We start from the raw sequence: 25,499 nt of genomic DNA on the forward strand, positions 1-25,499 counted from the left end.
CCCCCTCTGCCCTGCCGGGCATCTCCCTCACAAGGGGGAGATTACTCGCTCCAGCGCCGGCTCTTAGTTGATGCTCGCCGTATGCGCCGGCTCCACCGGCCGTGCCTCGTCGGCATACGGCACCCGATATCCATTCGCCGCCAGCCATTCGATCGCGGCCTTCGGTTCGTCGGTCTGGATGATGGTGGCACCACGGTCGACCCAGAAGCCCCAGGCCTCGCGCGGCAGGTTGGCGGCGACCGCCAGCGCGTCGCCGCGGCCGCCGGCGAGGAAACCGCCCGGCTTGTTGACGATGGCGTACGTATCGGCCCAGAGGTGCCAGTTGCCCCGCACCGCTTCTGCCCGCATGCGGGTGCTGAACAGCGGGCCGCCGGTCTCGGTCAGCGTCTCTGCGCCGTTTCGCCAATTGATCAGCTCTACCGCGCGCAGAGAAAATGCCCGGCCTACTTCCTTGGCAAAGGCGGCGTCATGCACGGCGTCGTCGGCAAGGATCGGCATGAACTGGAAACCGCCGCCGGCTTGGCCGAGCCCAGCCCTGGCCGCGTCGATGCGCTGCCGGTTCCACAGGTTTTCCTTGACGATCACCTGATCGGCCATGCCGAGATCGCGCGCCACCGCGATCATGCCCGGCAGGTCCGCAACCTCCAGCTTGTTGTCGAGGTTGATCAGGATCCTGTCCTTGGTCGCCGTCAGCATCTCGCGCAGCGTCGACACGGTCTCGTCGGTGACGGCGCCGGTGCCCTCGATCACCAATCGGCATTTCTTCAGCTCGGCCAGAGTGAAGCTGTCCACCTCCCCCTTGCAGGTGGTGGTGCGGTCGAGCCAGCTGTCATGCATGATGACGAACGCGCCGTCCTTAGAGCGCCTGACATCGACCTCGACGATCTCGGCGCCTATCGCGATCGAAGCTTCGACTGCGGCAAGCGAATTCTCGGCATAGAGCGTCTTGCCGGCCTGCATGCTGCCGGCGCGATGCGCGGCGATCATGACATGGTCGCGCCACTGGTTGGCGTGTTCGAAGCGGTCGAGGATTTGGGCAGCCCGTGTTTCGCCGGCTACACTTTGGCCAGGGATGGCTGCAAGCGTGGCGGACAGAAGAAGGCTCAGCCAGAGTGTTCGCATCAGTGAATCGCTCCGTTCCGGGTCGGGACCCGGTTAGGCGATGTCCATGACAGGGCGGTGAACGAAGCCGGCTAGCTGTTTGGTTAAATCCGCCTGGCGAGGCGACGAAACCAAGCCAGCGCCGGCATTTCGAAGAACCGCCAGGTGAGCCAGGAAACGACGATGACGGCGATCAGCATCGCCGTCAAAGCCGCGAAGCCGATCCATGGCGAGCCAGCGCCGAAGCCGGTCACCTGGTCGCCGCGCAGCGTGATGTCGCCGACAATATCGATACCGAGCCTGCGCTCGATCAGGCCGCCGGCATTGATCATGCGCGCCTGGACGAAAATGTGGACCATGTAGATCGAATAGGAGAGCGAGCCGAGCGGCAGCATCGGCCGGCTGCGCAACAGCATACTGATCAAGCCGCCCTCATGGGCGAAGAGGTGAAGCGCCAGTGCGAAGACGACGGGTGCCGTGATGCCGGCGCCGTTGGTTCCGGCGACGGAAACGAAGATTCCGATCGCCGCTATCATGGCGAGCTCGGCCAGCGTCCAGGCGATGCGCCCTGCCCCGCCGGCCATCGCCTGTCGCGCCTCTGCAATGGAATCGTGCTGAAACCAGGCAAGCAGCGCGCCGAGCGAGAAGCCGTAAAGGCAGCGGATGAAGCCGAAATCGAAGGACACGTCCATATGACGGGTCGAGAAGGCCAGCAGAAAGAAAGGCGCCGTCACAACCGCGGCGATGAACCATATCCAGGCGCGGCGGCCGGTCGCGAACACCACGCCGGCAAAAAGCAGATAGGTGAAGAATTCGGCCGAGATGCTCCAGCTCGGCGCATTCCAGCTCAGATGATCCTCGACCCCCATGCCCTGCAGCAGCAGGAGGTTGGCAACGAGGCTCCTGAAATCGAAGCCGCCGGTGAAGGGCGCGGCGCCCGTTCCATGCAGGGCCGGCAGGGCGAGCCGCAGCGCCTCGAAGGCGACGAAGGCGGCAAGCATCAGGAGATGCAGCGGATAGATGCGTCCGAAGCGCACCAGGGCGAAACGGGCAAGCTCGTCCGGTTCACTGAACCGGCTGCCGTAGGAGCTGGCGATGACGAATCCGGAGAGCACAAAGAAGAAGTCGACGAAGAGATAGGAGCCGCCGACGAAGGCACTCTGCGAGATCATCGACGTCGTGGGGAAATGGAACAGCGCCACCAGGAGCGCGCAGATGCCGCGCCAGGAATCGAGCACCATGAAGCGCTCACCCGCCATCGTGCCGGTCCGGGCCGCAGCAGGAGCCGGAACGAGGTTGAGCAAGGCGGCCTGCGTCATGGTGAGACAAATCCTGTGTTGTCGTGGCACTCGCCGAGCGCCATTCCGTATCCGCAAGCTGTGACTGGCAAGTTGCGTGCCGCTTCTGTAGTTGTGGCTGCCCGATGACAACCGAGGACCCGTAATGGCGAACAAAGAGATCGACCACGCCTTCACCGCCCGTTCAAAGACGGGCGCGTCGCTCGAGCCGACCTATGCCGGCGCGCTGTCGTTCATGCGGCGCAAATACACCAAGGACGTCAAGGGCGCGGACGCGGTCGTATGGGGCATTCCCTTTGACGCCGCGGTTACCAACCGGCCGGGCGCCCGCTTCGGGCCGCAGGCGATCCGCCGCGCCTCGGCGATCCTCGACAACGATCCGCAATACCCGTTCTATCGCGACCTGTTCGAACGGCTCGCGGTGGTCGACTATGGCGATTGCCTGCTGGACAGCGGCAACCACCAGAAGACGCCGGCCACGATCGAGCGGGAGGCTGCCAAGATCCTGAGGTCGGGCGCCTTCCTTCTGACGCTCGGCGGCGACCACTTCGTCACCTGGCCGCTGCTCAAGGCGCATGCCGCGATCCACGGGCCGCTGGCGCTGGTGCAGTTCGACGCGCATCAGGATACTTGGCCGGACGACGGCAAGCGCATGGACCACGGTTCTTTCGTCGCCCGCGCGGTGCATGAAGGCATTATCGATCCCGACCGCTCGATCCAGATCGGCATCCGCACCCATGCGCCGGACACGTTCGGCATCAAGATCCTCTACGGGCATGAGGTCGAGGAAATGCGCGCCTCGGATATCGCCTATGCCATCGTCGACCGGACCGGCGGCAGGAAGACCTATCTCACCTTCGACATCGACTGCCTCGACCCGGCTTTCGCGCCCGGCACCGGCACGCCGGTGGCCGGCGGCCCATCCTCGGCCAAGATGCTCTCAACGCTGCGCCAGCTCGGCCAGGTCGATATCGTCGGCGCCGACGTGGTCGAGGTTGCGCCGGCCTACGATCATGCCGATATTACGGCGATCGCTGGATCGATCATTGCCATGCATTATTTAGGCCTGGTGGCCGAACGAAAGGCGCGGCTTGAGGACCTGAACAACGGCACTCATGCCGTGCTACACAATGCTAACGGAATATAGTCTTGAAATCGCAGGGAATTTTGTAACCAATGAAACCGAAAATCTTCATTGACGGCGAGCATGGCACAACAGGCCTTCAGATCCGGGCGCTGCTGGCCGACCGCGACGACCTGGAGATCATCTCCATCCCCGCGGAGCGCCGCAAGGAAGCCGCCGCCAGGGCCGAATTCCTCAACGCCGCCGATGTCGCGATCCTCTGCCTGCCGGACGCCGCCGCCAAGGAGAGCGTGTCGCTCATTGCGAACGACACGACAAAGGTGATCGACGCCTCGACCGCGCACCGCGTGGCCGAAGGCTGGGAATATGGCTTTGCCGAAATGGACAAGGACCAGGCACAGAAGATCGCCAACGCCAAGCGCGTCGCCAACCCCGGCTGCTGGCCGCAGGGCCCGATCGCGACGCTGCGTCCGCTGGTCTCGGCCGGCCTGCTGCCCGCCGATTTCCCGGTCACCGTCAACGGCATTTCCGGCTATTCCGGCGGCGGCCGCCCGATGATCGAGGATTATGTCGGCAAGGGCGAGGACGCGCCCGAATTCCTGCCCTACGGGCTGACACTGCAACACAAGCATGTGCCGGAGCTCAGGACCTATGCGAAGCTGTCGCACGACCCGATCATGCAGCCGGCGGTCGGCAATTTCGCGCAAGGCATGATCACGGTGGTGCCGCTGCAACTCGGTGGCCTTGACCGCGTGCCGACGGGCGCGGAGCTTCATGCGGCGATCGCCGACCATTACGCCTCGATTGGCGGCGGCGTGGTCGAGGTCGCGCCCTATACGCATATGGAGCGCCTGCCGGAGATCGACCCAGAGATCTATAACGGCACCAACCGGATGAAGGTCTATGTGTTCGCCAATGACGAGCGGGCGCAGGCGCTGCTGCTCGCCGTCTACGACAATCTCGGCAAGGGTGCGTCGGGTGCTGCCGTGCAGAACCTGGACCTGATGCTTGGCATCAAGCACTGAGCGAGCTATCGGTCGCTAAATATCCGGCTCAGCCCCTGACGGCGATCTCAGTCGGCAGTGGATAAGCACCCTTGGTGCCACGCCAGTGCGCAGCGGCGAAGCCGAGCACGACCATGGCAAAGCCCTGATGGGTCAGCGCCATATGCAGCGGCACTTGCATCAGGAGCGTGCCGATGCCGATCGAGGCCTGCACCAGCACCAGCAGGAACAGAAGCGTGGCGCGGCGGGCGTGGGTGGTGCCGGGCTGGCGCTGCCATGTCGCGATCATATGCCAGAGCGCCACCACAAAGAGCGTGTAGGCGCCGAGACGGTGCACGAACTGCACCGTCTTCGGATTCTCGAAGAAGTTCAGCCAGGCGGGTTTCAGCAGGAGGAGATCAGCCGGGATCACCTTGCCGTCCATCAGCGGCCAGGTGTTGTAGGAGAGACCGGCATGGAGGCCTGCGACCAGCCCGCCGAGATAGATCTGGATCAGCGCCAAAAACACGATGAAGCCGGCGAGCCGTTGCGTCGAGCGGCCGGCGGCCGGCTCCGAATGCGGCGCAAGGCCCCGCGCGACCACCATGGTGGCGGTGAAGATCAGCGCGGCGATCGTCAGATGCGTGGCCAGCCGGTACTGGCTGACCGAGACGCGGTCGACAAGACCCGAAGCCACCATCCACCAGCCGATCGCGCCTTGCAGGCCGCCGAGCAGAAGGATGCCGGCCAGTTTCGGTCCGAGGCCGCGCTCGATGCGGCGCGTCGCCAAGAAGAACAGAAGCGGCAAGGCGAAGACCACGCCGACGCTGCGCGCCAGGATGCGGTGCACCCATTCCCACCAGAAGATCGACTTGAACGCCTCGATGCTCATACCCTTGTTGAGCTCGGTGTATTGCGGGATCTGCTGGTAGCGCTGGAACTCTTCCTGCCATTCGGCATCGTTGAGCGGCGGGATGACGCCGTGGATCGGCTGCCACTCGGTGATCGACAGGCCGGAATCGGTGAGCCGGGTGGCACCGCCGACCAGCACCAGCGCAAACAGCACCAGAACCACGAAATACAGCCAGCCGCGCACCAGCGCCCGGTTGTAGAGATCGCGGGCGCGGGCGGCGTGTGGGGCCGTGGCGGTGATGGCGGCCATGAGAGGTTCCCGGCAGTTGAAACGCGCGATTGGTGGACCATGGCCGCCCGGCTGGCAAGACCGGACAGCGCGGCACGCCGTCGCGCCGGGCCGCGACGGTTGCGCCCGCTTGGCATTCGGCCTAAGCGAGACGGATCAACGGGACCGCGACATGCCCATTCGCCTGAAAAAGCTGATTGGAACCATCCTGCTGGTGGCGCTGGTCATCATCTACGCGCTGATTGCTTCGGCCATCGCGGTCACCAGACTTGCCGAATACGGCGCGACGGTGCATTTCCTGTTCTTCCTGTTCAGCGGCCTGCTCTGGGTGCTGCCGGCCATGGGCATCATCAAATGGCTGATCATCGAGCCGCCGCCAAAGCGCTGAAACGAATAGCTTTCTGTTTGTCGCAATTCCTGACGGAAAACCGCCGCGCACTTTTCCTGGAATTGCTTTCCTTGCCTGTCGCAATTCCGGACGGAAAACGGCTGCGCACTTTTCCTGGAATTGCTTTAGATCGTGACGACCATCTTGCCGGCGTTGGCGAGCGGCGTCGTCACGCCTGACAGCATCGTGCGGATATGGGCGACGCTCTGGTAGCGGCCGTTGACCGAGATGCGCGGCAGCGCATGCGGGAAATCGGAATGCTCGGCTCTCAGCACGCCGTGCCGGGTCGTCACCGCGGAGACATAGCCGGCATCGCGGGCAAGACCCACCTCGCGGCACCCGACCGCGCTGGCATAGCCGTAAGGATAAGCGAGATGGCGCGGCTCCTGCCCGAGCTTTTCCTTGAGAATTCGGCGGACGTCACCGATCTCGTGGCGCGCATCCGACTCGGAAAGCCGCTTGAGGTTGCGGTGATTGACGGTATGCGCGCCGATCGTCACCAGCGGATGCGCGGCCATCGCGCGGATCTCGTCCCAGCTCATCAGCGTGCCGGGGCCTCTGCCAAGCTCGATGCCGTTCGAGCGCGCCAGCGCGCGCAGGGCAACGCCCTGCTCTTCTTCGGGGACTTCAAGGGTCAACCAGGCATTCAGCCGAGCAACAGCCTGAATCTTTCTGCCGGGTGTCGAGCAATCGACGACCGTCTCCCCAGTCGCGGTCCTCAGGATAAGCCGCGAGCTGATGTCGACGATATCCTCGACGACGTCCCACCACAGGTCGACGGCGCCGTCGATCAGGCCTGGCGCAACATAGATGGTGATCGGCGCACTGTGCTTCTCCAGCACCGGCAGCGCCTCCGTCATGTTGTCGCGATAGGCGTCGTCGGCGGTGATGGTGGCGAACTGACCATGTTTGCCGCCCGCCTCTATGCGCTCGATGGCTTCGTCCAGACTGACGAAGGCATAGCCCCTTCCCTTCATGTCGGCGATCAGCCTGTCGAGGAAGGCGGGGGCGATGTTCAGGTGGCGATTGACGCTGTTCGGCCTCTCAGGCGTCGCGGTGACGCGATGCAGCATCAGGATGGCGCCGATGCCGCCGACAAACGGCTTCGCCAGCGGAGCGAGACCGGTGTAGCGGGCAACGTTCAAGGCCAGTTTCCGGATTGCCTCGCCCCCGTCGATCATTCCTTCACCTTTTTCGCTTAGGCTCATCCAAGCACGACTTGCGCCTATGCGAACCCCAGGTTGCAACCAATACGTCTTAAGGATTGAGGGATGGTTGACGCCGCCGCGTCATTTGACGGCAATCGGGTCGCCGCCAACGAAGCGCCGGCGCGCGCGATCGCCTCGAACCATGGACGGCTGGCGGCGACTGTAAGCGACGCAGCCGGCCTCGCCGGCTACGCGGAATTCTGTGCATCGGCGCTTTTTGCCCCGGCGCAGAGCGCGTCCTGGGTGCGCAACTGGGCGACCGAGACCAAGGCCGACATCGTCATCGCCACCCTGCGCGAAGGAAACTTGCCGGCGCTTTCGCTGGCCCTGGAAGTCGCCCGAGGCGGTCCGTTCCGCGTCGCCCGTTTCGCGGGTAGACGTCACGCCAACGGCAATTTCCCCGCTGCCGACGCTCGCCTGCTGCCCAGGATCGACCGCTCGGCAATCCGCTCCCTCCTCACGGCCATCGCCAAAGCGCGACCGGACATCGACCTGGTTTCGCTGGAAAGGCTGCTGCCCGATCTCGACGGCGTCGCCAATCCGCTCGCCGCGCTGCCCAATTTCACGAGTCCGAATCTTGCGCTCGCGGTCGATCTCGACGGAGGCTTCGACGCGCTGCTTTCCCGCGCCAGCGGCAAGCGCAAGCGCAAGAAGCACCGCTCGCAGACGCGCAAGTTCGAGGCCGTCGGCAGCTTCCGCCGCATCGAGGCGCGCACGCCTGAAGAGGTCGAAAGGCTGCTCGACGCCTTCTTCGACATGAAGGAGGTGCGCTTTGCCAAGATGGGAATCGCCAATGTCTTCGGCGATAAAGAGGTGCGCGCCTTCTTCCGGGCGCTGTTTGCCGATGCGCTTGCCAAGGAAAGGCCATCCTTCCTGCTGCATGGGCTGGAGGTGGCGGGGAAACTTCGCGCCGTCACCGGCTCAAGCCGCTCGGGCAAACGCCTGATCTGCGAGTTCGGCGCGATCGCCGAGGACGATCTCGCTTTCACCAGCCCCGGCGACTTCCTGTTCTTCGACAACATCCAGGATGCCTGCGAGCAAGGCTTCGATGTCTACGATTTCTCGGTCGGCGACGAGCCCTACAAGCGGCTCTGGTGCGACATCGAGGTCCAGCATTTCGAGGTGCTTGCGCCGCTGACGCTTAAGGGCCGCGCGCTGGCGACGGCGCTGCGGCAAGGCGCGCGGGCAAAGGCGTTCATCAAGAACAATCCGACGGTCTGGAAGCTGACCAAAATGTTGCGCCGGAAGGCTGCCGGACAGGCAGCGCCCGCCGTTGCCGAGGACGACAGTTAGCTGGCGGAGGGGTTGGCGGTCTCGTTCACGAGAACGTGGAGCGAGAACCAGCCATCGCTATCCGTCCAGACCTTGATAGGCTGCCAGCCCGCCTCACGGGCGAGCGCCCGGAAGGACTCCACGGTATATTTGTAGCTGTTCTCCGTATGGATCGTCTCGCCTTCCGCGAAATCAAACGAATGGCCGTCGATCGACACGCGCTGAGCTGCGCGGCTTACGAGATGCATCTCGATGCGTGAGCATTCGTGGTCGAAAAACGCCCGATGCTCGAATGAGTCGAGATCGAAGTCGCCGTCGAGTTCCCGGTTGATACGGGCAAGCAGGTTGAGGTTGAAACGGGCGGTCACGTCGGCAGCGTCGTTATAAGCGGCGTGGAGGGCAGCCTCGTTCTTGATAAGGTCAACCCCTATGACCATCACCGCGCCCGCGCCGAGGCTCCGTCCGGCCAGACGGAGGAATCCAGCAGCATCCGGCGGCTCGAAATTGCCGATCGTGGAGCCCGGAAAAAAGCCGATCCGCGGCACCGTCCGAAGGCTCGCCGGCAGGTCGAAGGCTCTGGTGAAGTCGGCGGCCACCGGCAGCACATTCAGGGATGGAAATTCGTGCCGCAAGGTTTCGGCCTGTTCCTCCAGGAACTCGGCGGCGATATCGACGGGCACGTAGGCTGAGAGCTCACTAGCCGCACGCAGGACGATGCGTGTCTTGGCACTCGAACCATTGCCGAATTCCACGAGCGCGCTGCCCGCCGGCAACAGCGCGGCGATCGCCTCGGCATTTTCGGTAAGGATGCCGCGCTCCACCCGGGTCGGGTAATATTCAGGGAGCTGCGTGATCTCCTCGAAAAGAAGCGAGCCGGCTGTGTCGTAAAAATATTTCGAGGGGATGCGCTTCGGTTTTGCCTCGAGGCCGGCCACGACATCGGTCACGAATTCCAAGGCCGCCTCGTCTTCCGTCGCGGCAGGGCGGGCCTTTCGTGCGGTGGTCGCTATCATTGCTGCACCCCGTCAGTGATAGTCGACGAGCCGCAGCCCGGTGAATTGCCAGCGTGCCGGCGGGTAGAAGAAGTTGCGGTAGCTGTGACGGGCATGGCCTTCGGGCGTGGCAAGCGAACTACCGCGCAGCACCATCTGATTGACCATGAACTTGCCGTTATATTCGCCGAGCGCGCCGGGCGCCGCGCGATAGTCGGGATAGGGCAGATAGGCGCTGCGCGTCCACTGCCACACCTGGCCGAAGGCATCGTCGAGCAGGCCGCTCCGCGCCGCCACTTCCCATTCCGCTTCGCTCGGGAGATGCTTGCCCGCCCAGCGCGCAAACGCGTCCGCTTCGTAATAGCTGACATGGCAGACTGGCAGGTTGGGATCGACGGGCTCGAGACCGGCGAACGTCAGGCTGAACCAGGCACCGTCGACCTCGCGCCAATAGAGAGGCGCTTTCCACCCTTCCGCCTGGACCGTCGTCCAGCCGTCCGAGAGCCAGAGCGTCGGCGTCTCATAGCCGCCATCGGCCATGAAGCGCATCCAGTCACCGTTCGTGACAAGCGAGCGGGCGATCCGCACCGGCCCGACGAGCACCCGATGCGCGGGACCTTCATTGTCGTAGGAGAAGCCGTCGCCATCATAGCCGATGGTTTGGACGCCTTCCGCGAGTTCGGCAAACGCGCCGCCCTCGCCCGCGGTTTCCGGCCAGCGCCGTTCGGAATCATATGTCGGCAGCACCGGATTTTGCGCGAAGGCATGCAGGATGTCGGTCAGCATCAATTCCTGATGCTGTTGCTCATGATGAAGCCCGACCTCCAGTATAGAACATATGGTTGCAAACAGCGCATTGTCGGCCTCGGTGATGAGAGCGCGGACAGCCGCATCGACATGCTGTCGGTAAGCCGTGACTGTCTCGACATCCGGACGGGTGATCAGTCCTCGTCTCGGCCGCTCGTGACGCGGCCCGGCGCTGACGTAATAGGAATTGAACAGGAACGGGAAGCGCTCGTCGAAAATGCGGTAGTCTGCCGCGTAGGGCACCAGCAGGAACTGCTCGAAGAACCAGGTGACATGGGCGCGATGCCATTTGATCGGACTTGCGTCGGGCATGGACTGAACGAGCTGGTCCTCGGCGGAGAGCGGCGCGGCGCGCCGTTCGGTCTCCGTCCGAACGGTCTCATAAGCCGCTATCCAGTCGGCGCGTGGTGCGGTCGCTGAAAGCTGGGAGATAGGCGCGGATGCACTTGGCGAGTCGGGTTGCTGCAGTACGCTAGATGTGGCGGCAGGCATCAAAACCTCCGGGTCAGGTAACACTCAGGCGGTTGGCAAGATTACACGTGCCTTCCGACAACATCTGCCGGGAGATAGGGCAGTGGCCACCATGCGCAACCGCCGCAGGACTATTTTAGGACGGCGGGCCGATCTGACGGCAATTCTCCTCACGATAGGGTGATCCGCGCTGACCGGCTCTACCTCGGAATCGGCTCTCAAATCCCGCGTTGTCCGCACTCGCCGGGATGCGAAAGCGGCGGCCAAGGGGCTCGGCCACGACGGTTCTTTCGCGTTGCCGGCCGAGTCGATCGTGTCGTTTCGGCGATCCAGGACGCCGGCTGGCGCCAGCCTTATGCAGCCGAGCGACGCCCCGGCAACGGATTTCCCGGCTCATGGCCGACCGGCGTTACCAGCGTTACATCCGGATAGCCGTTCTCGATCAGCTTCACCGCCGCCTGCGTCACCTCATCGTCGGCTTCGAGCATCGACAGGAACACTTCCGTGCCGTCGCCGACAAGGCGGCTGATGCCTTGCGCGTCGGCCGGACCGCATTCGACCACCACAAGATCGTAGGCGGTGGTCAGCGACTGCATGATGATCGGCAGCCTGTCCGCGGCCCGCATGGCGCGGACCGGATCGGCGGTGCCGACCGAAATCACATGCGCGTCCGAATAAAGATCGGGATGGATGACATCGCTGAACTGCGCCTCGGAGGCCAGGAGATTAGTGATGCCGGGAAACAGTCCGCTTTCCAGCATCGGGCGCGAAGCGGCGCCCGAGGCGGTGAGATCGAGCAGCAGCACGCGCAGGCCGGCATCGGAGACCTCTCGCGCCACCAGAACCGCAGTCGCCGCCGCCTCGTCGCCCTCGGGGGAGACGAAGATGGCGCGCGCGGCACCCGACGCGATCAGCTTCTCCGCCGCCTTTTCGACGTCGATCTCGCCCAGCCTGGACTGCCGGGGCTCAGGCGTTTCGGCGACCGACTCACCGGCCTCGGTGTCTTCGGCGCTCTCTCCGATTTGGTCGCCGGCGGCTGAATCATCGCGGTCTTCGTCGTCGGCTTCGATGACCGCGGGCTCTGTCCGCGCCACCGGCATCGCCACCTGCTCGATCGGCTCGAACTGGGCGCCGGCGGCCGGGCGCATGGCATGGCCGGAGAATAATTCCTTCAGAAGCGTGCCGATCGCCATCAACAGCAGCGACGCGGCCGCGGCGGCGCCGGTGATCGGGCCGACCTTCGGGAAATAGGGTTCGGTCGGCACCTGCGCCTTCGAGAGCAGGCGGGCGTCCACCGGCAGATAGTTGCGGTCCGCGCGCGAAGCCGCCTCGCGATAGCTCGCCATATAGGATTCAAGCTGCTGGCGCTGGGCATTGGCATCCCGCTGCAGCGCGTCGAGTTGCACCTGCTGCTCGCCGGCGCGGGCCGAAGCGACCTTTAGCTGGTTGACCTCCTGGACGAGCTGGTCCTCGCGAGCCTTGGCCGTCTGCGCCTGGGTCGCCAATCCCTTCAGGATCTTCTGCGCCTCGTTGCGGATCTGACCGTCGAGATCGGCAAGCTGCGACTTCAGCGCCCGGATGCGCGGATGGTTGTCGAGCAGCGTGGTCGACAGGTCGGCAATGCTGGTCCTGAGCTCCACCTGCCGCTCGAGCAGGCGCTGGATCAATTCGGAAGACAGGACTTCCGGCACGCTGTCGAGGGTGCCGCCATTCTGGAGCGCCTTGCGCACGCTGTCGGCCGTCGCCTCGGCGGCGGCGCGATTGGCGCGCACCCGCGAAAGCTCGGTCGACAATTCGGAGAGCTGCTGGGTCGCCAGCACCGAATTGTTGCCGCCCATCAAGAGGTCGGATTGCCCGCGGTAGGCGGCGACCTTGGCTTCGGCCTCCTTCACCCGATTCTGCAGATCGGTGATCTCCGGGCCGAGAAAGCCCGTGGCGGCAGTATTCGATTCCTTCTTCGCGTTACCCTTGGAGGCGAGGTAGGCCTGAGCGACAGCGTCGGCAATCTTCGCCGCGAGCTGCGGATCCTTGGAGGAGAACTCGACGGCGATAACGCGCGTTTTTTCAATGCTGTAGACGTTGATCTTATCGTGCATTGCCTTGAGCACGCGCTCTTCCGGCGGGATGTCGAAGGGATCGCTCTTCAAGCCGACAAGGACGAGCGCGCGACTGAGCGCCGACATCTTCAGCGTCTCGTCGAATTCGGGCAACTTCTCCAGATCGAGGTCCGACGCCACCTTCTTGAGGATGTCCGGGGACGATATGATCTGAACCTCGGTGGCCACCGCCTCTTCGTCGGTCGCCGGCTTGTCGTCATTGGCTGCGCCGGCCGGCCGCGTGAAGACCGATTCGCGCGGTCCGATCTCGAGCTTGGCCACCGCCTTATATTGCGGCGTCGCCAGCCAGGCGAAGGCAAATGCCAGCCCGGTGACAGCGAGCGTGACGAGAACAATGCGCAGCCAGTTCCTCGCCAGACTGGCGAAGAGCTGCCTCAGATCGACATCGACATCTGCGGCCGCGGACTGAACGGACATGCATCCTGCTCCGGAACTTTGAGTCGAGGATGGACCGTAAACAACTATGGTAACTCAGCCGTTAAGACCGGAATGCATGCCTATTAGGGGACCCTCAAAGAACATCGTGCGAAGGCAATAGAACAATTGGGCTTTTTGCCTGTCGGCGCTCTTTCCGTTCACCGTCCTTTACCGACCATTAACCCTAACAGGATGATAACAGACCCGCTTCCTGGGGTTGGCCGCCGCACCGGTGGCGAGAGCGATGAAGGTTCGTGTCCGATCATGAAAAGCACTGCTGGTCTCTTTCGCGCCTTGCTTGCCTTGTCGCTGCTTACCGGCTGTTCCAGCTACCGCCCGACGCCCGCCGCCTTCCATGAAGTGCTCGACCAGCCTTACAGGCTCGGCGCTGGCGACCGCATCCGCGTCACCGTATTCGAGCAGGACGGGCTGACCAACACCTACAGCGTCGACCAGTCCGGCTATATCTCCTTCCCGCTCGTCGGCGCCGTGCCGGCGCGCGGCCACACCGCCCAGCAGCTCGAGAAGGAAATCGCCGACAAATTGCGCCAAGGCTATCTGCGCGATCCAGACGTCTCGGTCGAGATCGATCGCTATCGGCCGATCTTCGTCATGGGCGAAGTCGGCGCCGCAGGGCAGTATTCCTACGTGCCGGGGCTTACCGTGCAGAAGGCGATCGCTATCGCCGGAGGCTTCACGCCGCGCGCCAACCAGGAAAGCGTCGACATCACCCGCGATATCAACGGCAAGGTCATGACCGGCAGGGTGCAGACATCCGACCCGCTTTTGCCCGGCGATACCGTCTACGTCCGCGAACGCCTGTTCTGAAAATCAACGTGGCGGCTCACCTCCGCATCGTCCACTGCTTTCGCTCACCTGTCGGGGGAATCTTCCGGCATGTGCGCGACCTGACCGAGGCGCAGGTCGCCGCCGGCCATTCCGTGGGCATCGTCTGCGATTCGACCACGGGCGGCGACTATGAGGAGCGGCTGTTCGAAGCGATGAAGGAGAGCTTGGCGCTGGGCATCCATCGCACGCCGATGCAGCGTCATATCGGGCCGGGCGATATCGCGGCGGCCCGGCGCACATATCGAATCATCAAGGAATTGCGGCCGGACGTGCTGCACGGGCACGGCGCCAAGGGTGGCGCCTACGCCCGTCTGTTCGGCTCACTGTTGCGGGTTTCAAGGTCTCGCGTGGCCCGCCTTTATTCGCCGCATGGCGGCTCGCTGCACTATGACGAAACGACGGCCACCGGGAAGCTGTTCTTCGCGCTGGAGCGCTTCATGGCACGCTTCACCGACTGTCTGCTGTTCGTTTCCGATTACGAGCGCAAAACATACCGCCGGAAGGTCGGCGAGCCGCCTGTGCCCAACAGGCTGGTCTATAACGGCCTGCGCGCCGTCGAGTTCGAACCGGTGGCGACGGCGGCGGATGCCGCCGACCTTCTCTACATCGGCATGATGCGCGACCTCAAAGGTCCCGACATCTTCATCGACGCGCTGGCGCGGGCCGGCAGTGAGCTAGGCCGCCAGTTGAGCGCTGTGATGGTCGGCGACGGCGACGACCTGCCGCGCTACCACGCCCAGGTGGAACGGCTCGGACTGAAGAACCACGTCCGTTTCCTGCCGCCTATGCCGGCGAGAGATGCCTTCGCGCAGGCCGGGCTGATCGTCGTGCCGTCGCGCGCGGAAGCGATGCCCTACATCGTGCTCGAGGCGCTGGCCGCCGGCAGGCCGATGATCGCGACCGCGGTCGGCGGCATTCCGGAAATCTTCGGCGAAACCTCCCCTGCCCTGATCCGGCCGGACGCCGGCCAGCTCGCCGACAAGCTCAAAACGGCCCTCGACGACCCCGGCGCCTACCGGAAGCTGATGCCGCTGGGCGATGAGCTGAAAGCGCGATTTGGCGCCGACGTGATGGCAGCCGAGATCGAGAAAGCGTATTTCGCGGCGCTTCGCGGTTAGAGCAATTCCAGGAAAAGTGTGAAACGGTTTTCCGTCCGGAATTGCGTCAAAACAAAGAGATAGAGCGGTTCGCCATTTCCGTGAAACGGTGAACGGCTCTAGGCTCGACTCGGAAGCCGCAGATCATCGCTCGAAACCCGCAAGTACGTCCGCCTCGAACAAGCTCAACGACCGGCCCCTCCCGCACAGCATAGCGTAGGATTCGGGTTCGAGCTGCGCCGACAAAATGGCCTCGATCCTCTCCCGTTGGGCAGCCTCGGTGGGCTGCCGGCCGTCGGGCCACTCATCAAAGCAATGATCGACAAAGCCTAACAGGAGCGCGGCGTCGCTCAATCTTCCGTCTCGTGCCGCGAGTTCAGTAGCGTTTTGGATGATGCACCAGTGCCATGACCCGTGATCGCGCGGCAGATATTTCCACGCTTCGTTGATGGCGTCCCTGGCCGCCTCGCTGTTGCCGAGCGCCATAGAATAGCAGGCAAGGTTGCTAAGCTGAGCGCCGAGTTCATGCGAGCTGCCGCGTTCCCGAAGGTTTGGCAAGATGCCTTTGGCGAGAGTTAGCGCGCCTTCATGATCCTGCTTCCTGTGAATCATTTCCGCCAGATACATTGTCGAGCGGAACAGGCCGCGCTCGTTTCCGCACGACCGATGCATCGCCAATCCCGCCTGGCATTTGGCCAATCCGGCGACATCTTCTCCACCTGTCAACAGCCACAAGCCAATCGAGACAAGAGTCCAGGCCTTCAGCTTTGATGGCGCAAGCGTGCCCGACAGTGCCTCGAGCCGCGCGAAGATCGGGCCAGCCTCGGGACGACGACTGGCGAAGTTGAGCGTGGTCCCAAGAAGAACGAGAGCGTGCGCCAGCTGCTCATCGTTCGCCTCGGCGTCGAATTGCTCCACCGCCTGGGTAAGCGCTTCGATCGCGCGCAGGTCCTGGGAATTGATCCGCGCCAGCTCCCCCACTGCAAGAAGAAGACGCCCGAGGACTGAAGGGCTGACGTGTTCGGCGAAGGCGACAGCGGCTTCGGCAAACCGAAGGCCTTCGCCACCGAGTTGAGCTTCCATCCAAAAGCGATAACTGGCTGCGGCCAAACCGACAAACAAGCCCCAATTGGCATTTGACCTGGCCCATTCGAAGGCCGAGCGCAGATTATCGGTGTCCGGCCGATAGGCCGCTACCCACGCGGCATCGGAAATCAATTCCCATCTGGCCAGGCTTTCCTCGAAACGGCGCAGCATGTGGTCCGCCAGACACGCCGCGCGTTCTGCTCCTCCGACAGCTTGGCCAATTCCTGCAGAGCGAAATGCCGGGTCGTCTCCAACAGCCTGTAGCGCGTCCGATCGCCGCCGTCGCGCGCGACCAGCGACCGCCGGACCAGCTCGGTCAAATGATCGTCGGCATGCTCTCCGATCACGGCGCGAGCACCATCCAGCGTGAAGCTGCCCTGGAAAACGCCAAGCGCCCTCAGAGCCCTTTGCTCGTCCTCGGTGAGGATGCCATAGCTCCACTCCAGTGACGCCGCCAATGATCGGTGCCGCCCGGATGCATCGCCTCGTCCGGTTGAAAGCTCGGCCAGATGTTCCGCCAACTGGCGATCCACCTCGCCGAGGCCGAGGGTTGCCGATCTTGCCGCCGCCATCTTGAGGGCAAGAGCGATCCCGTCGAGGCGGGTGCAAAGTCGTCTCACGAGAGGCAGTTCGTCGGCGGCAAGGGATTCCCCCTGCGCTTCATAGCAGCGGATAAAGAATATTTCGGCAGCCGAACGTTCGCTTGCGGATGCTGCGTCGATGCTGAAAGGTGCGAGCTTGAAAATGTGCTCTTCACCGAGTCCCAGCGGGACCTGTGACGTAGCGACGATCTTCAGCTTCACGGCTTCGTAGAGCAGGGAGCGAACAACGTTTGCGACGGCGTGAGCGACGTGCTCGCAATTGTCCAGGACGAGGAGCGCCGCCAACGGCCTCAGCAAATCGAGGATGGCTCGCTGCTGGGCGGTCTCGGTTCTGACCGGAATGCCCAGGACCTGCATGATCGCGCTCTCGGCCAGGCTTCCGTCGGAGATCGATGCCAGGTCCACAACCCACACGCCGTCCGGAAAACCGCGAGCGAGCTCCTCGGCCGCTTTCAGGACCAGCGTAGTCTTGCCGACGCCGCCCGGACCGAGGGTAGTGACCAATGGGTATTGATTGACGAGCGTGACGAGGCCTTTGATCTCAAGCTCCCGCGCGATGCATTCCGGCCGGTAACGCGACAGGTTGCCGCCGGACCGAAGGGCAGGTATCTCGGACCCTTGGACGCGCTTGGGCGGTGGGCCCACATATCGATAACCGCGACCATGGATGGTTGCGACGAAGTCTGGACCGAGGGCCTTGCGCAGGGCCGATATGTGAACGTGGAGGGTGTTCTCTTCCACGATCGTGCCGGGCCATACGATATCGAACAACTCGCGCTTTTCGACCAGCATATTGGGCCGCTCGAGAAACACGAAGAGCATGTCGATGCTGCGTGCGCTGAGGTCAATCGCCCCTTGCGGACCGGTCAGTGAACGCTCCCGCTCATCCAGCACGAAATTGCCGAAAGACAGCGCCATCGCCAATCCTGAATTGACCTCACAGAAACGCTACAGAAGATTTCAGCATCGCATCAAGGATTTTCCGTCGGCGCATCCGCATCCTTCGGTCGTTCGCAACGGAGAACCCACGATGCAGCGCCGCCAAACCACCTACATTCGTATTCAGCGTATCCTCATTGCGACCGTTTCGGCCGCTAAATCCGCCCTCGCACTCATGGCGGCGCGACATCGGGATCGCCGGATACTCGACCGGCTAAACTCTGCCGAACTGGAAGATATTGGTCTTTCCCGTGCCGAAAACGGCGTGATCTCCTTCCGGGCAGCGGAGCGCGACCGGCCACCGTCAATCGCTGCCGATTTCCACCCCGATCTCACCGACCTCGGTGCGAGCCGTACGCCAGCCAAGTCGACGCCAACATGAACGCAAGCCCCTACGGCGCCGATAACTATGAAAGGCACGCGTGGGGTCACCGGCGTCGAGACCCTCTTCGGCGCCGCTATGAGGACGGCCGAGATCAAGAGAGCGTATTTCGTAGCGCTAAAGATTTAGAATTTACTAATAGGTTATCGCAAGAAGACCGTTAGTCGTCAGGGCCGCCAATACGCATTCAAAGCCAGCTGTTGTCTCAAGTCTTTCTTAGCTCTCTTTTGCTATCGACTTGCGCACAGCTCGCGGACAATCCCATGAACGAGATCGATCCCGCACGCCGCTTTTCCATGGATGCGGTGCGCAATTTCGAGGGCCCGACCGAAGGGCAAGTGCCCAGCGGCATCAACGACGTCGCGCGCCAGGTCGCCTCGCAGTACCGACGCGATACGATGTCGCCGATCATGGTCAGTGGCGTGCTGCGCATGGTCGAATTCGCGGTGCTGTTCCTGTCGGGGGTCGGCCTCTATTTCTACTATGTCGGCTTCTTCAGCTATCTCGCCTGGCAATATCCGCTGACGATCGCCGCCGCCTCGTTCCTGGCAGTGGTGCTGCTCGACGTCACCGACAGCTACCAGATCGCGGCGCTGATGCGGCCCCTCGTCAATTTCGGCCGCGTGCTGCTCGTCTGGGCCGGCACCTTCGCGCTGATGGCGCTCACCGCCTTCGCCATGAAGGCCTCGGAGGACTATTCGCGCCTCTTGTTCGGCACCTGGTTCGTGGTCGGTTTCGTACTGATCTTCGGCCTGAGACTCGTGATGTCCACGCTAATCAGGCGCTGGGCGCGCGACGGGCGCATGGAGCGCCGCGCAGTCATCGTCGGCGGCGGCAAATCGGCCGAAATGCTTATCCGCTCGGTCGAGAAGCAGCCCTATAACGACATCCGCATCTGCGGCATCTTCGACGATCGCGGCGACAAGCGCTCGCCGCCCATCGTTGCCGGCTACCCGAAGCTCGGCACCATTTCCGAACTGATCGAGTTCGCCCGCATCGCCCGCATCGACATGCTGATCGTGTCGCTGCCGCTGACCGCCGAATCGCGCGTGTTGCAGCTTCTGAAGAAGCTCTGGGTGCTGCCGGTCGACATTCGGCTCTCGGCGCATTCCAACGCGCTGCAGTTCCGCCCGCGCGCCTATTCCTATATCGGCGCGGTGCCGATGCTCGACATCTTCGACAAGCCGATCAACGACTGGGACTCGGTCGCCAAGCGCAGCTTCGACATCATCTTCTCGCTCATCGGCATCATCGTCTTCTCGCCGGTGATGCTCGCCACCGCGATCGCCATCAAGCTCGACAGCAAGGGTCCGGTGCTGTTCAAGCAAAAGCGGCACGGCTTCAACAACGAGATCATCGAGGTCTACAAGTTCCGCTCGATGTACACCGACAAGTGGGACCCGACAGCCAGGCAGACGGTGACCAAGAACGACCCGCGCGTTACCCGCGTCGGCCGCTTCATCCGCAAGACCTCGATCGACGAGCTACCGCAGTTCTTCAACTCGCTGTTCGGCTCGCTGTCGCTGGTCGGGCCGCGCCCGCATGCGATCGCCGCCCAGTCGCACAACCTGCTCTACAATGAGGTGGTCGACGGCTATTTCGCCCGCCACAAGGTCAAACCCGGCGTCACCGGCTGGGCGCAGATCAATGGCTGGCGCGGCGAGATGGACACCAATGAGAAGATCCGCATGCGCACCGAATACGATCTCTACTACATCGAGAACTGGTCGATGCTGTTCGACCTGCGCATCCTGTTCCTGACGCCGGTCCGCCTGCTCAACACGGAAAACGCCTATTGAGCGCGGTCTCACATGAATTGCCGCCTCAGGCGGTCAGCCAGTTGCCGCCTCAGGCGGTCAACGCCAAGCTGATCGCGCTGATCTCGTCGGCGGCGATCGTCCTCGGCATCCTGCTTTCCGGCTTCGTCATCAGCGAGCCCGCGCCTTATGAGCTCTACATGGCCGGGCTGATCGCCGTCTGGGCGCTGTTTGGTCTTAGAATATCGCGGGCGATACTGCCGCTGCTGCTGCTCCTGGTGGCGATGAACATCGGCGGCATGATCGCGATGACGCAGATGGCGGAGCTCGCCAACACGCCGCTCTATCTCGCCGTCTCGCTGTTTCTCGCCTTCAGCGCGGTCTTCTTCGCATCGGTGACGTCGACGCAGCCCGACCTCTACCGGCTGATCTTCATCGCCTATGTGGTCTCGGCCGTCGCGACCTCGCTGCTCGGCATCGCCGGTTATTTCCATGCCTTCCCGGGCGCCGAGATCTTCACCAAATACGACCGCGCCGCAGGCGCGTTCCAGGATCCGAACGTGTTCGGGCCGTTCCTGGTTTTGCCCGGCACTTACCTGCTCTACCTGCTGCTCATCGGCCCTGTGTCGCGCATGCCGCTGCTGGCGGTGCCGCTGCTGGCCATCACCGCCGGCATCTTCTTTTCCTTCTCGCGCGGCGCCTGGGGCATGTTCGCGGTGTCGGCGGTGCTGCTAACCGGCTGCCTGTTCCTGCAGAGCGCCAGCGGCATGTTCCGGCTACGGCTGGTGGTGATGACGATCGGAGCCGCCGCGCTGCTGGTCATCGCCATCCTCGTCATCCTGCAACTGCCCGGCGTGTCGGACATGTTCACACAGCGCGCGCATCTGGAGCAGAGCTACGACACCGCACGACTCGGCCGCTTCGCCCGCTACACGATCGGCTTCCAAATGGCGCTGGAACATCCGTTCGGCATTGGCCCGCTGGTGTTCGGCACGATCTACGGCGAGGACACGCACGACATCTGGCTGAAGGCGCTGATGGATTATGGCTGGCTGGGCTTCGTCTCGTTCCTGACGCTCACGCTTTGGACCATCGCCGCCGGCTTCCGCATCCTGCTGCGCGACCGGCCATGGCAGCCTTACCTGCTTTGCGCCTATGTCGCCTATCTCGGCAATATCGGGCTCGGCACCTTCATCGACATCGACCACTGGCGCCATCTCTATCTTCTGCTCGGGCTGGTCTGGGGGGCGATCGCGCTGGAGTACCGGCACCAGAAGCAATTGCGGCGGACGAGCGCCGTTCCTGCCGCGGCAATATCATCGGCGCGATAGTCGCCGAATTCGGTTGACCGGCACCGGGTTATCACGATACATCGCCACCCGGTCCGGAGTGTAGCGCAGCCCGGTAGCGCACTTGACTGGGGGTCAAGGGGTCGTCGGTTCGAATCCGGCCACTCCGACCATTTTCAAGCCTGAGACTTGGCCCCAAGCCCTTTCCCTCTTCAGCAACGCCGCTACTGGCAGACGTCCACCCATTCCGCGCCGACGAGATCGGCCATGCGCTGCGGCGCGATGCGTACCGCGGCGTTGGTGGCGCCGGCGGCGGGGACGACCTCTTCGAAGGCTCTCAGCGATTCGTCGCAATAGACCGGCAGCGGCGCCGGCAGGCCGAACGGGCAGACACCGCCCGGCGGGTGGCTGGTCGCCTCCAGAACCTGTTCGCCGTCGAGCATCCGCGGCTTACCGCCAAGCGTGTCCTTGCACTTGCGGTTGTCGAGCCTGGCGGTGCCGCTGGTCACGACCAGCATGGTCTTTTCGCCGACGCGCAGGCAGATGGTCTTGGCGATCTGCGCGGGCATCACGCCATGCGCCTCAGCCGCCAGCGCCACGGTCGCCGAACTCGCTTCGGTGACCAGGACTTCGATGTCGGGCGCATGTTCGGCAAAGAAGGCGCGGACCGATTCCAGACTCATGAGCGACACCTCGTCAGGCATGTTGGCTCAGGCATGTTGGCTCAGGCATGTTGGCCAGTCGATGCCGCCGAATCGCGGCAGCGGACGCGATTGCCACATGACGCGGCGGCAGTTGGCAAGGGCCAGAGCACCATATGAGGAAGGCGCAAAAAACCCGCCAGGGCGACGCCAAGGCGGGCTTTTTGCGCGGACGCTTCTTGCGTCTCTATTGCTGTGTGGGCCGGCTCTCCGAAGCCGGCACCTTGATCAATTCCTCTTCCGGCACCTGCAACGCGGAGGCGATGCGCCGGAGCTTGGCGGGATCGGCGTCCTTGCCGTCCTCGATATCGATGATCTCGCCCACGGCCAGGCCGCAGGTCAATGAGAGCTCCTCAATCGTATACCCCTTCGTTTCACGTACGGCCCTGAGGGCACTGTAGCCGTTCGCGGCAATCATGTTGTTGGAAACATGGTTTCGTGCGGTGTTGGGCATGGCAACTCCTTGGGATGAAACACGTCTGATGAAAAGTGGCGTTGCCTGAGACGGGCGCGAGAATGGCCGTTAACAATTGATTTGCCAAGAGGGACCGTTGCGACCGTCACGCCATCGTGAACCGGTCCCGTCGACAGGAGGTCGAGGCCGCAGGCCACCAATATGTAAGGTTGCGCTGTGCCCAATCAAGTTCTTTTGAAGCACTGAAAACCGAACCCGCCGGCATTTTGCCTGCTCCAAATCGTTAGGTTTGTGTCTCTGGTCGACGGCGGGCGGCGTCAACTCCTTAGAAAGGATCAGATGCCATGAAACTGAAGCTATTCACTTTCGCCATTACGCTCGCCACGATTTCAGCTTTTGCGGGCGCCGCGCAGGCGGAAATGGTGCGCGTGCGCGGCACGGTAGCCAACTTCGCCGGAACGGCGCTGACGGTGAAAGCCCGGGACGGCAAGACCGATATGGTCACCCTTTCCCCGGGCTGGATGATCTCCGGCGTCGCCAAGGCATCGGCCGCCGAGATCAAACAGGGCGATTTCCTCGGCATCGCATCGGTTTCCAAGGCCGATGGCGGCAGCGGCGCGCTGGAGGTCGTGATCTTTCCGGCGGCGCTGAAAGGAACGGGAGAAGGCGACCGTGCCTGGGACCTGCAACCCAACAGCCGGATGACCAACGGCACTGTCGCCGACGTGACCCAGGTCAGCGGCCGGACGGTGACGCTCACCTATGGCAACGGCCAGAAGAAGCAGATCGCCATCCCGCAATCGACACCGATCGTGAAATTCGCGACCGCCAAACCGGCGGACCTCAAGCCGGGTATGGCGGTGTTCGTCAGCGCCGAGCGCGGCAGCAACGGCAAGCTCGTTTCACGCCGGGTGGTGGTCGGGAACCACGGCATCGCCCCGCCGATGTGAGGCGAGGAAACCGGCGTCGCCAGCGACACGGAAGATCGTGGCGCCACGCCCTTGCGCGTCCGAAAGGACACGCAAGGGGCGTGAGGGGCAGTCCTCAGCGCACCTGGTCGAGCAGGCGCTTGCACTCCAGGAGGTCGAAGAGCGCCTCCTGCAGCAAGGCCCGGTTGTCGCGCGACAATTTCGAGGAGTCCGGCTGCACGGGGCCTTCGTCGTCACTCTTGCCAAGACCGAAGAAACGGCGGCTGGGCTTCACCTTGGGCTGGCCGACAAGCGCATCCTCGTCGCCGCGCGGCTGGGCGGCCGTCGTCAACGGCACCTGATCGGCCTGCCGGCGCTGCGCGATCGCCTCGACCGCCGCCATATCGCCGTTGCCGATGGCGACCAGGAAATGGTTGCCGTTCTCGCGCAGCAGCTTCTGCACGCCCTTGATCGTATAGCCCTGGTCGTAGAGCATGTGCCGGATGCCCTTGATCAGTTCGACATCCTGCGGCCGGTAATAGCGGCGGCCGCCGCCACGCTTCATCGGCTTGATCTGGTTGAAACGCGTTTCCCAAAAGCGCAGCACATGCTGCGGCAGGTCGAGATCTTCCGCGACTTCGCTGATGGTGCGGAAAGCATCGGGGCTCTTGTCCATGGGCGAATCCTCACGCTGGACGACGATTCGGCAGTTACGCCGAATCGGGTCTTATTTCAGCGATTTATGAAACGATATTCAAGCCCGGCGTCAAAGCGGCCGCAGGTTTTCAACCGTATTTGCCGGGGCAGCTATTTGCCGCCCTTGGCCTTGCTGTTCTGGTGCGCGCGCAGAATGCGGTTCTTCAGCACATTCGACGATTTGAAGGTCATCACCCGACGTGGCGAAATCGGCACTTCCTCACCGGTCTTCGGGTTACGTCCGATGCGCTCGTTCTTGGAGCGGACATGGAAGGTTGCGAAGGACGACAGCTTCACCGTCTCACCGCGGACAATTGCTTCGCAAATTTCATCCAGCACGGCCTCGACAAGTTCAGCCGATTCGGTTCGCGACAAACCAACCTTGCGATAAACGGCTTCGGCAAGGTCGGCACGCGTAAGTGTCTTTCCCCCCATGCAACCGTCCCATCAGCTCAAAAAACGTAAATCGATACAGCCAGCGGCAGAGCCTAAGTAATTGATCCGGCAAGGTCAAGGACGTTCGGCACTTACCAGCGGAGCAACACCGCGCCCCAGGTGAAACCTCCGCCCATCGCCTCGAGCAGGACCAGGTCGCCCTTCTTGATGCGGCCATCGGCGACGGCCACCGACAAGGCGAGCGGCACGGAGGCAGCCGAGGTGTTACCGTGCAAATCGACGGTGACCACCACTTTCTGTTCGGCTATCCCGAGCTTCTTGGCGGAAGCGTCAATAATCCGTTTATTGGCCTGGTGCGGCACGAACCAGTCGAGATCGTCGGCCGTGATGCCAGCCTGGGCAAAAGTTGCCTCGATCACGTCGGTGATCATGCCGACCGCGTGCTTGAACACTTCGCGGCCTTCCATCCTGAGATGGCCGACCGTCCCCGTGGTCGAGGGGCCGCCGTCGACGAAGAGCTTGTCCTTGTGGACGCCATCCGAGCGCAGGCTTGCCGCCAGCACGCCGCGATCGCCCATGCCGCCCCTCCCCTCCGCTGCTTCGAGCACGACGGCTCCGGCGCCGTCGCCGAAGAGCACGCAGGTCGAGCGGTCGTTCCAGTCGAGGATGCGCGAGAAGGTCTCGGAGCCGATCACCAGCACGCGTTTTGCCAGCCCGCCGCGGATATAGAGGTCGGCGGTGGCGACCGCGTAGACGAAGCCGGAACACACCGCTTGCATGTCGAAGGCAAAGCCATGATGCATGCCGAGCCGGTTCTGGATATCGACGGCGGTCGCGGGAAAGGTGTTGTTGGGCGTCGAGGTCGCCAGCACGATCAGGTCGATGTCGGCCGGCGTCAGGCCGGCGCTGTCGAGTGCGGCGCGCGCCGCGGCCTCGCCCAGCGAGGCCGTCGTCTCGTCATCGGCCGCGACGTGGCGCTGGCGAATGCCGGTGCGCTGGACGATCCACTCGTCGGAGGTCTCGACCATGCCTTCGAAGTCGGCATTCTTCATGATGCGGCGGGGCAGCGCGGCACCATTGCCGCGCACGACTGATCTGATCAA

The 25,499-nt window shown here is 63.4% G+C and carries 24 protein-coding genes and 1 tRNA gene; 11 read left to right on the top strand and 14 right to left on the bottom strand.

Annotated features, from left to right (window positions below; translation table 11 throughout):
• Window positions 1–63: 63 nt before the first annotated feature.
• A complete protein-coding gene (locus RFN28_RS21320) occupies window positions 64–1,122 on the bottom strand; it encodes a glycerophosphodiester phosphodiesterase family protein (protein ID WP_320289194.1) in 1,059 nt (352 codons plus the stop codon).
• 83 nt (window positions 1,123–1,205) lie between these two features.
• A complete protein-coding gene (locus RFN28_RS21325) occupies window positions 1,206–2,420 on the bottom strand; it encodes an acyltransferase family protein (RefSeq protein ID WP_320289195.1) in 1,215 nt (404 codons plus the stop codon).
• A gap of 124 nt (window positions 2,421–2,544) precedes the next feature.
• Here RFN28_RS21325 and speB point away from each other — a divergent pair, with 124 nt between their 5' ends.
• On the top strand, window positions 2,545–3,546 hold the full coding sequence (gene speB, locus RFN28_RS21330; protein ID WP_320289196.1) for an agmatinase: 1,002 nt from the start codon (window positions 2,545–2,547) through the stop codon (window positions 3,544–3,546).
• A 29-nt stretch (window positions 3,547–3,575) separates the two neighbouring features.
• Window positions 3,576–4,508 carry an N-acetyl-gamma-glutamyl-phosphate reductase gene (gene argC, locus RFN28_RS21335; protein ID WP_320289197.1) on the top strand — a complete coding sequence of 311 codons (933 nt, stop codon included), beginning with the start codon at window positions 3,576–3,578 and terminating at the stop codon, window positions 4,506–4,508.
• A gap of 28 nt (window positions 4,509–4,536) precedes the next feature.
• Here the strand turns inward: argC and RFN28_RS21340 are convergent, their stop codons facing one another.
• Window positions 4,537–5,628, bottom strand: coding sequence for a COX15/CtaA family protein (locus tag RFN28_RS21340; protein WP_320289198.1), 1,092 nt, complete (start codon window positions 5,626–5,628; stop codon window positions 4,537–4,539).
• Between the two features lie 151 nt (window positions 5,629–5,779).
• Between RFN28_RS21340 and RFN28_RS21345 the strand changes: the two genes are divergently transcribed.
• Entirely contained in the window at window positions 5,780–5,995 is a 216-nt protein-coding gene (locus RFN28_RS21345; protein WP_320289199.1) for a DUF2842 domain-containing protein, read from the top strand.
• A 125-nt stretch (window positions 5,996–6,120) separates the two neighbouring features.
• Here RFN28_RS21345 and RFN28_RS21350 read toward each other — a convergent pair whose 3' ends face one another.
• Window positions 6,121–7,176, bottom strand: a complete 1,056-nt coding sequence (locus RFN28_RS21350) for a polysaccharide deacetylase family protein (protein WP_320289200.1) — start codon at window positions 7,174–7,176, stop codon at window positions 6,121–6,123.
• Between the two features lie 90 nt (window positions 7,177–7,266).
• Here RFN28_RS21350 and RFN28_RS21355 point away from each other — a divergent pair, with 90 nt between their 5' ends.
• Window positions 7,267–8,496: a GNAT family N-acetyltransferase gene (locus RFN28_RS21355; protein WP_320289201.1), complete on the top strand. Its 1,230-nt coding sequence runs from the start codon at window positions 7,267–7,269 to the stop codon at window positions 8,494–8,496.
• On the opposite strand, the gene egtD is transcribed toward RFN28_RS21355, so the two are convergent.
• From egtD to RFN28_RS21370, 3 genes are all read right to left on the bottom strand, one after another.
• The gene (gene egtD, locus RFN28_RS21360) at window positions 8,493–9,488 is read right to left on the bottom strand and encodes an L-histidine N(alpha)-methyltransferase (protein ID WP_320289202.1); all 996 of its coding nucleotides are present in this window, start codon (window positions 9,486–9,488) and stop codon (window positions 8,493–8,495) included. The two genes, RFN28_RS21355 and egtD, sit on opposite strands and share 4 nt — an antisense overlap.
• A gap of 12 nt (window positions 9,489–9,500) precedes the next feature.
• Window positions 9,501–10,766: an ergothioneine biosynthesis protein EgtB gene (egtB, locus tag RFN28_RS21365; protein ID WP_320289203.1), complete on the bottom strand. Its 1,266-nt coding sequence runs from the start codon at window positions 10,764–10,766 to the stop codon at window positions 9,501–9,503.
• A 332-nt stretch (window positions 10,767–11,098) separates the two neighbouring features.
• Complete coding sequence (locus RFN28_RS21370) at window positions 11,099–13,279, bottom strand: GumC family protein (RefSeq protein WP_320289204.1); 2,181 nt, start codon at window positions 13,277–13,279, stop codon at window positions 11,099–11,101.
• Between the two features lie 264 nt (window positions 13,280–13,543).
• Between RFN28_RS21370 and RFN28_RS21375 the strand changes: the two genes are divergently transcribed.
• Together RFN28_RS21375 and RFN28_RS21380 are read left to right on the top strand one after the other, a co-directional pair.
• Window positions 13,544–14,107: a polysaccharide biosynthesis/export family protein gene (locus RFN28_RS21375; protein WP_040969219.1), complete on the top strand. Its 564-nt coding sequence runs from the start codon at window positions 13,544–13,546 to the stop codon at window positions 14,105–14,107.
• An 8-nt stretch (window positions 14,108–14,115) separates the two neighbouring features.
• The gene (locus RFN28_RS21380) at window positions 14,116–15,246 is read left to right on the top strand and encodes a glycosyltransferase (RefSeq protein ID WP_320289205.1); all 1,131 of its coding nucleotides are present in this window, start codon (window positions 14,116–14,118) and stop codon (window positions 15,244–15,246) included.
• Between the two features lie 123 nt (window positions 15,247–15,369).
• Here RFN28_RS21380 and RFN28_RS21385 read toward each other — a convergent pair whose 3' ends face one another.
• A complete protein-coding gene (locus tag RFN28_RS21385) occupies window positions 15,370–16,482 on the bottom strand; it encodes a hypothetical protein (RefSeq protein WP_320289206.1) in 1,113 nt (370 codons plus the stop codon).
• Window positions 16,440–17,831 carry an ATP-binding protein gene (locus RFN28_RS21390; protein ID WP_320289207.1) on the bottom strand — a complete coding sequence of 464 codons (1,392 nt, stop codon included), beginning with the start codon at window positions 17,829–17,831 and terminating at the stop codon, window positions 16,440–16,442. The genes RFN28_RS21385 and RFN28_RS21390 overlap by 43 nt, the downstream gene beginning before the upstream one ends.
• Between RFN28_RS21390 and RFN28_RS21395 the strand changes: the two genes are divergently transcribed.
• The 4 genes from RFN28_RS21395 (at window position 17,812) to RFN28_RS21410 (ending at window position 21,453) form a co-directional block, all read left to right on the top strand.
• On the top strand, window positions 17,812–18,234 hold the full coding sequence (locus RFN28_RS21395; protein WP_320289208.1) for a DUF1127 domain-containing protein: 423 nt from the start codon (window positions 17,812–17,814) through the stop codon (window positions 18,232–18,234). The two genes, RFN28_RS21390 and RFN28_RS21395, sit on opposite strands and share 20 nt — an antisense overlap.
• 263 nt (window positions 18,235–18,497) lie before the next feature.
• Entirely contained in the window at window positions 18,498–20,033 is a 1,536-nt protein-coding gene (locus RFN28_RS21400) for an undecaprenyl-phosphate glucose phosphotransferase (protein WP_320289209.1), read from the top strand.
• On the top strand, window positions 20,030–21,322 hold the full coding sequence (locus RFN28_RS21405; protein WP_320289210.1) for an O-antigen ligase family protein: 1,293 nt from the start codon (window positions 20,030–20,032) through the stop codon (window positions 21,320–21,322). The genes RFN28_RS21400 and RFN28_RS21405 overlap by 4 nt, the downstream gene beginning before the upstream one ends.
• Before the next feature lie 54 nt (window positions 21,323–21,376).
• Window positions 21,377–21,453 (top strand) — tRNA-Pro (locus tag RFN28_RS21410).
• Window positions 21,454–21,504: 51 nt separating this feature from the next.
• Here the strand turns inward: RFN28_RS21410 and RFN28_RS21415 are convergent.
• Entirely contained in the window at window positions 21,505–21,963 is a 459-nt protein-coding gene (locus RFN28_RS21415) for a YbaK/EbsC family protein (RefSeq protein WP_320289211.1), read from the bottom strand.
• Between the two features lie 205 nt (window positions 21,964–22,168).
• Window positions 22,169–22,435, bottom strand: a complete 267-nt coding sequence (locus RFN28_RS21420; RefSeq protein WP_320289212.1) for a helix-turn-helix domain-containing protein — start codon at window positions 22,433–22,435, stop codon at window positions 22,169–22,171.
• Window positions 22,436–22,740: 305 nt separating this feature from the next.
• Here RFN28_RS21420 and RFN28_RS21425 point away from each other — a divergent pair, with 305 nt between their 5' ends.
• Window positions 22,741–23,346 (top strand): hypothetical protein, encoded by a 606-nt coding sequence (locus RFN28_RS21425; RefSeq protein ID WP_320289213.1) that lies wholly within the window; start codon window positions 22,741–22,743, stop codon window positions 23,344–23,346.
• A gap of 94 nt (window positions 23,347–23,440) precedes the next feature.
• Here the strand turns inward: RFN28_RS21425 and RFN28_RS21430 are convergent, their stop codons facing one another.
• The 3 genes from RFN28_RS21430 to RFN28_RS21440 all read right to left on the bottom strand — a co-directional run bounded on the left by RFN28_RS21430 (window position 23,441) and on the right by RFN28_RS21440 (window position 25,499).
• On the bottom strand, window positions 23,441–23,980 hold the full coding sequence (locus RFN28_RS21430) for a MerR family transcriptional regulator (RefSeq protein WP_320289214.1): 540 nt from the start codon (window positions 23,978–23,980) through the stop codon (window positions 23,441–23,443).
• A 131-nt stretch (window positions 23,981–24,111) separates the two neighbouring features.
• Window positions 24,112–24,435 carry an integration host factor subunit alpha gene (locus RFN28_RS21435; RefSeq protein WP_320289215.1) on the bottom strand — a complete coding sequence of 108 codons (324 nt, stop codon included), beginning with the start codon at window positions 24,433–24,435 and terminating at the stop codon, window positions 24,112–24,114.
• A 92-nt stretch (window positions 24,436–24,527) separates the two neighbouring features.
• Window positions 24,528–25,499 carry a beta-ketoacyl-ACP synthase III gene (locus RFN28_RS21440; protein WP_320289216.1) on the bottom strand — a complete coding sequence of 324 codons (972 nt, stop codon included), beginning with the start codon at window positions 25,497–25,499 and terminating at the stop codon, window positions 24,528–24,530.

Source organism: Mesorhizobium album (assembly GCF_033977205.1).
GTDB lineage: Bacteria > Pseudomonadota > Alphaproteobacteria > Rhizobiales > Rhizobiaceae > Mesorhizobium > Mesorhizobium album.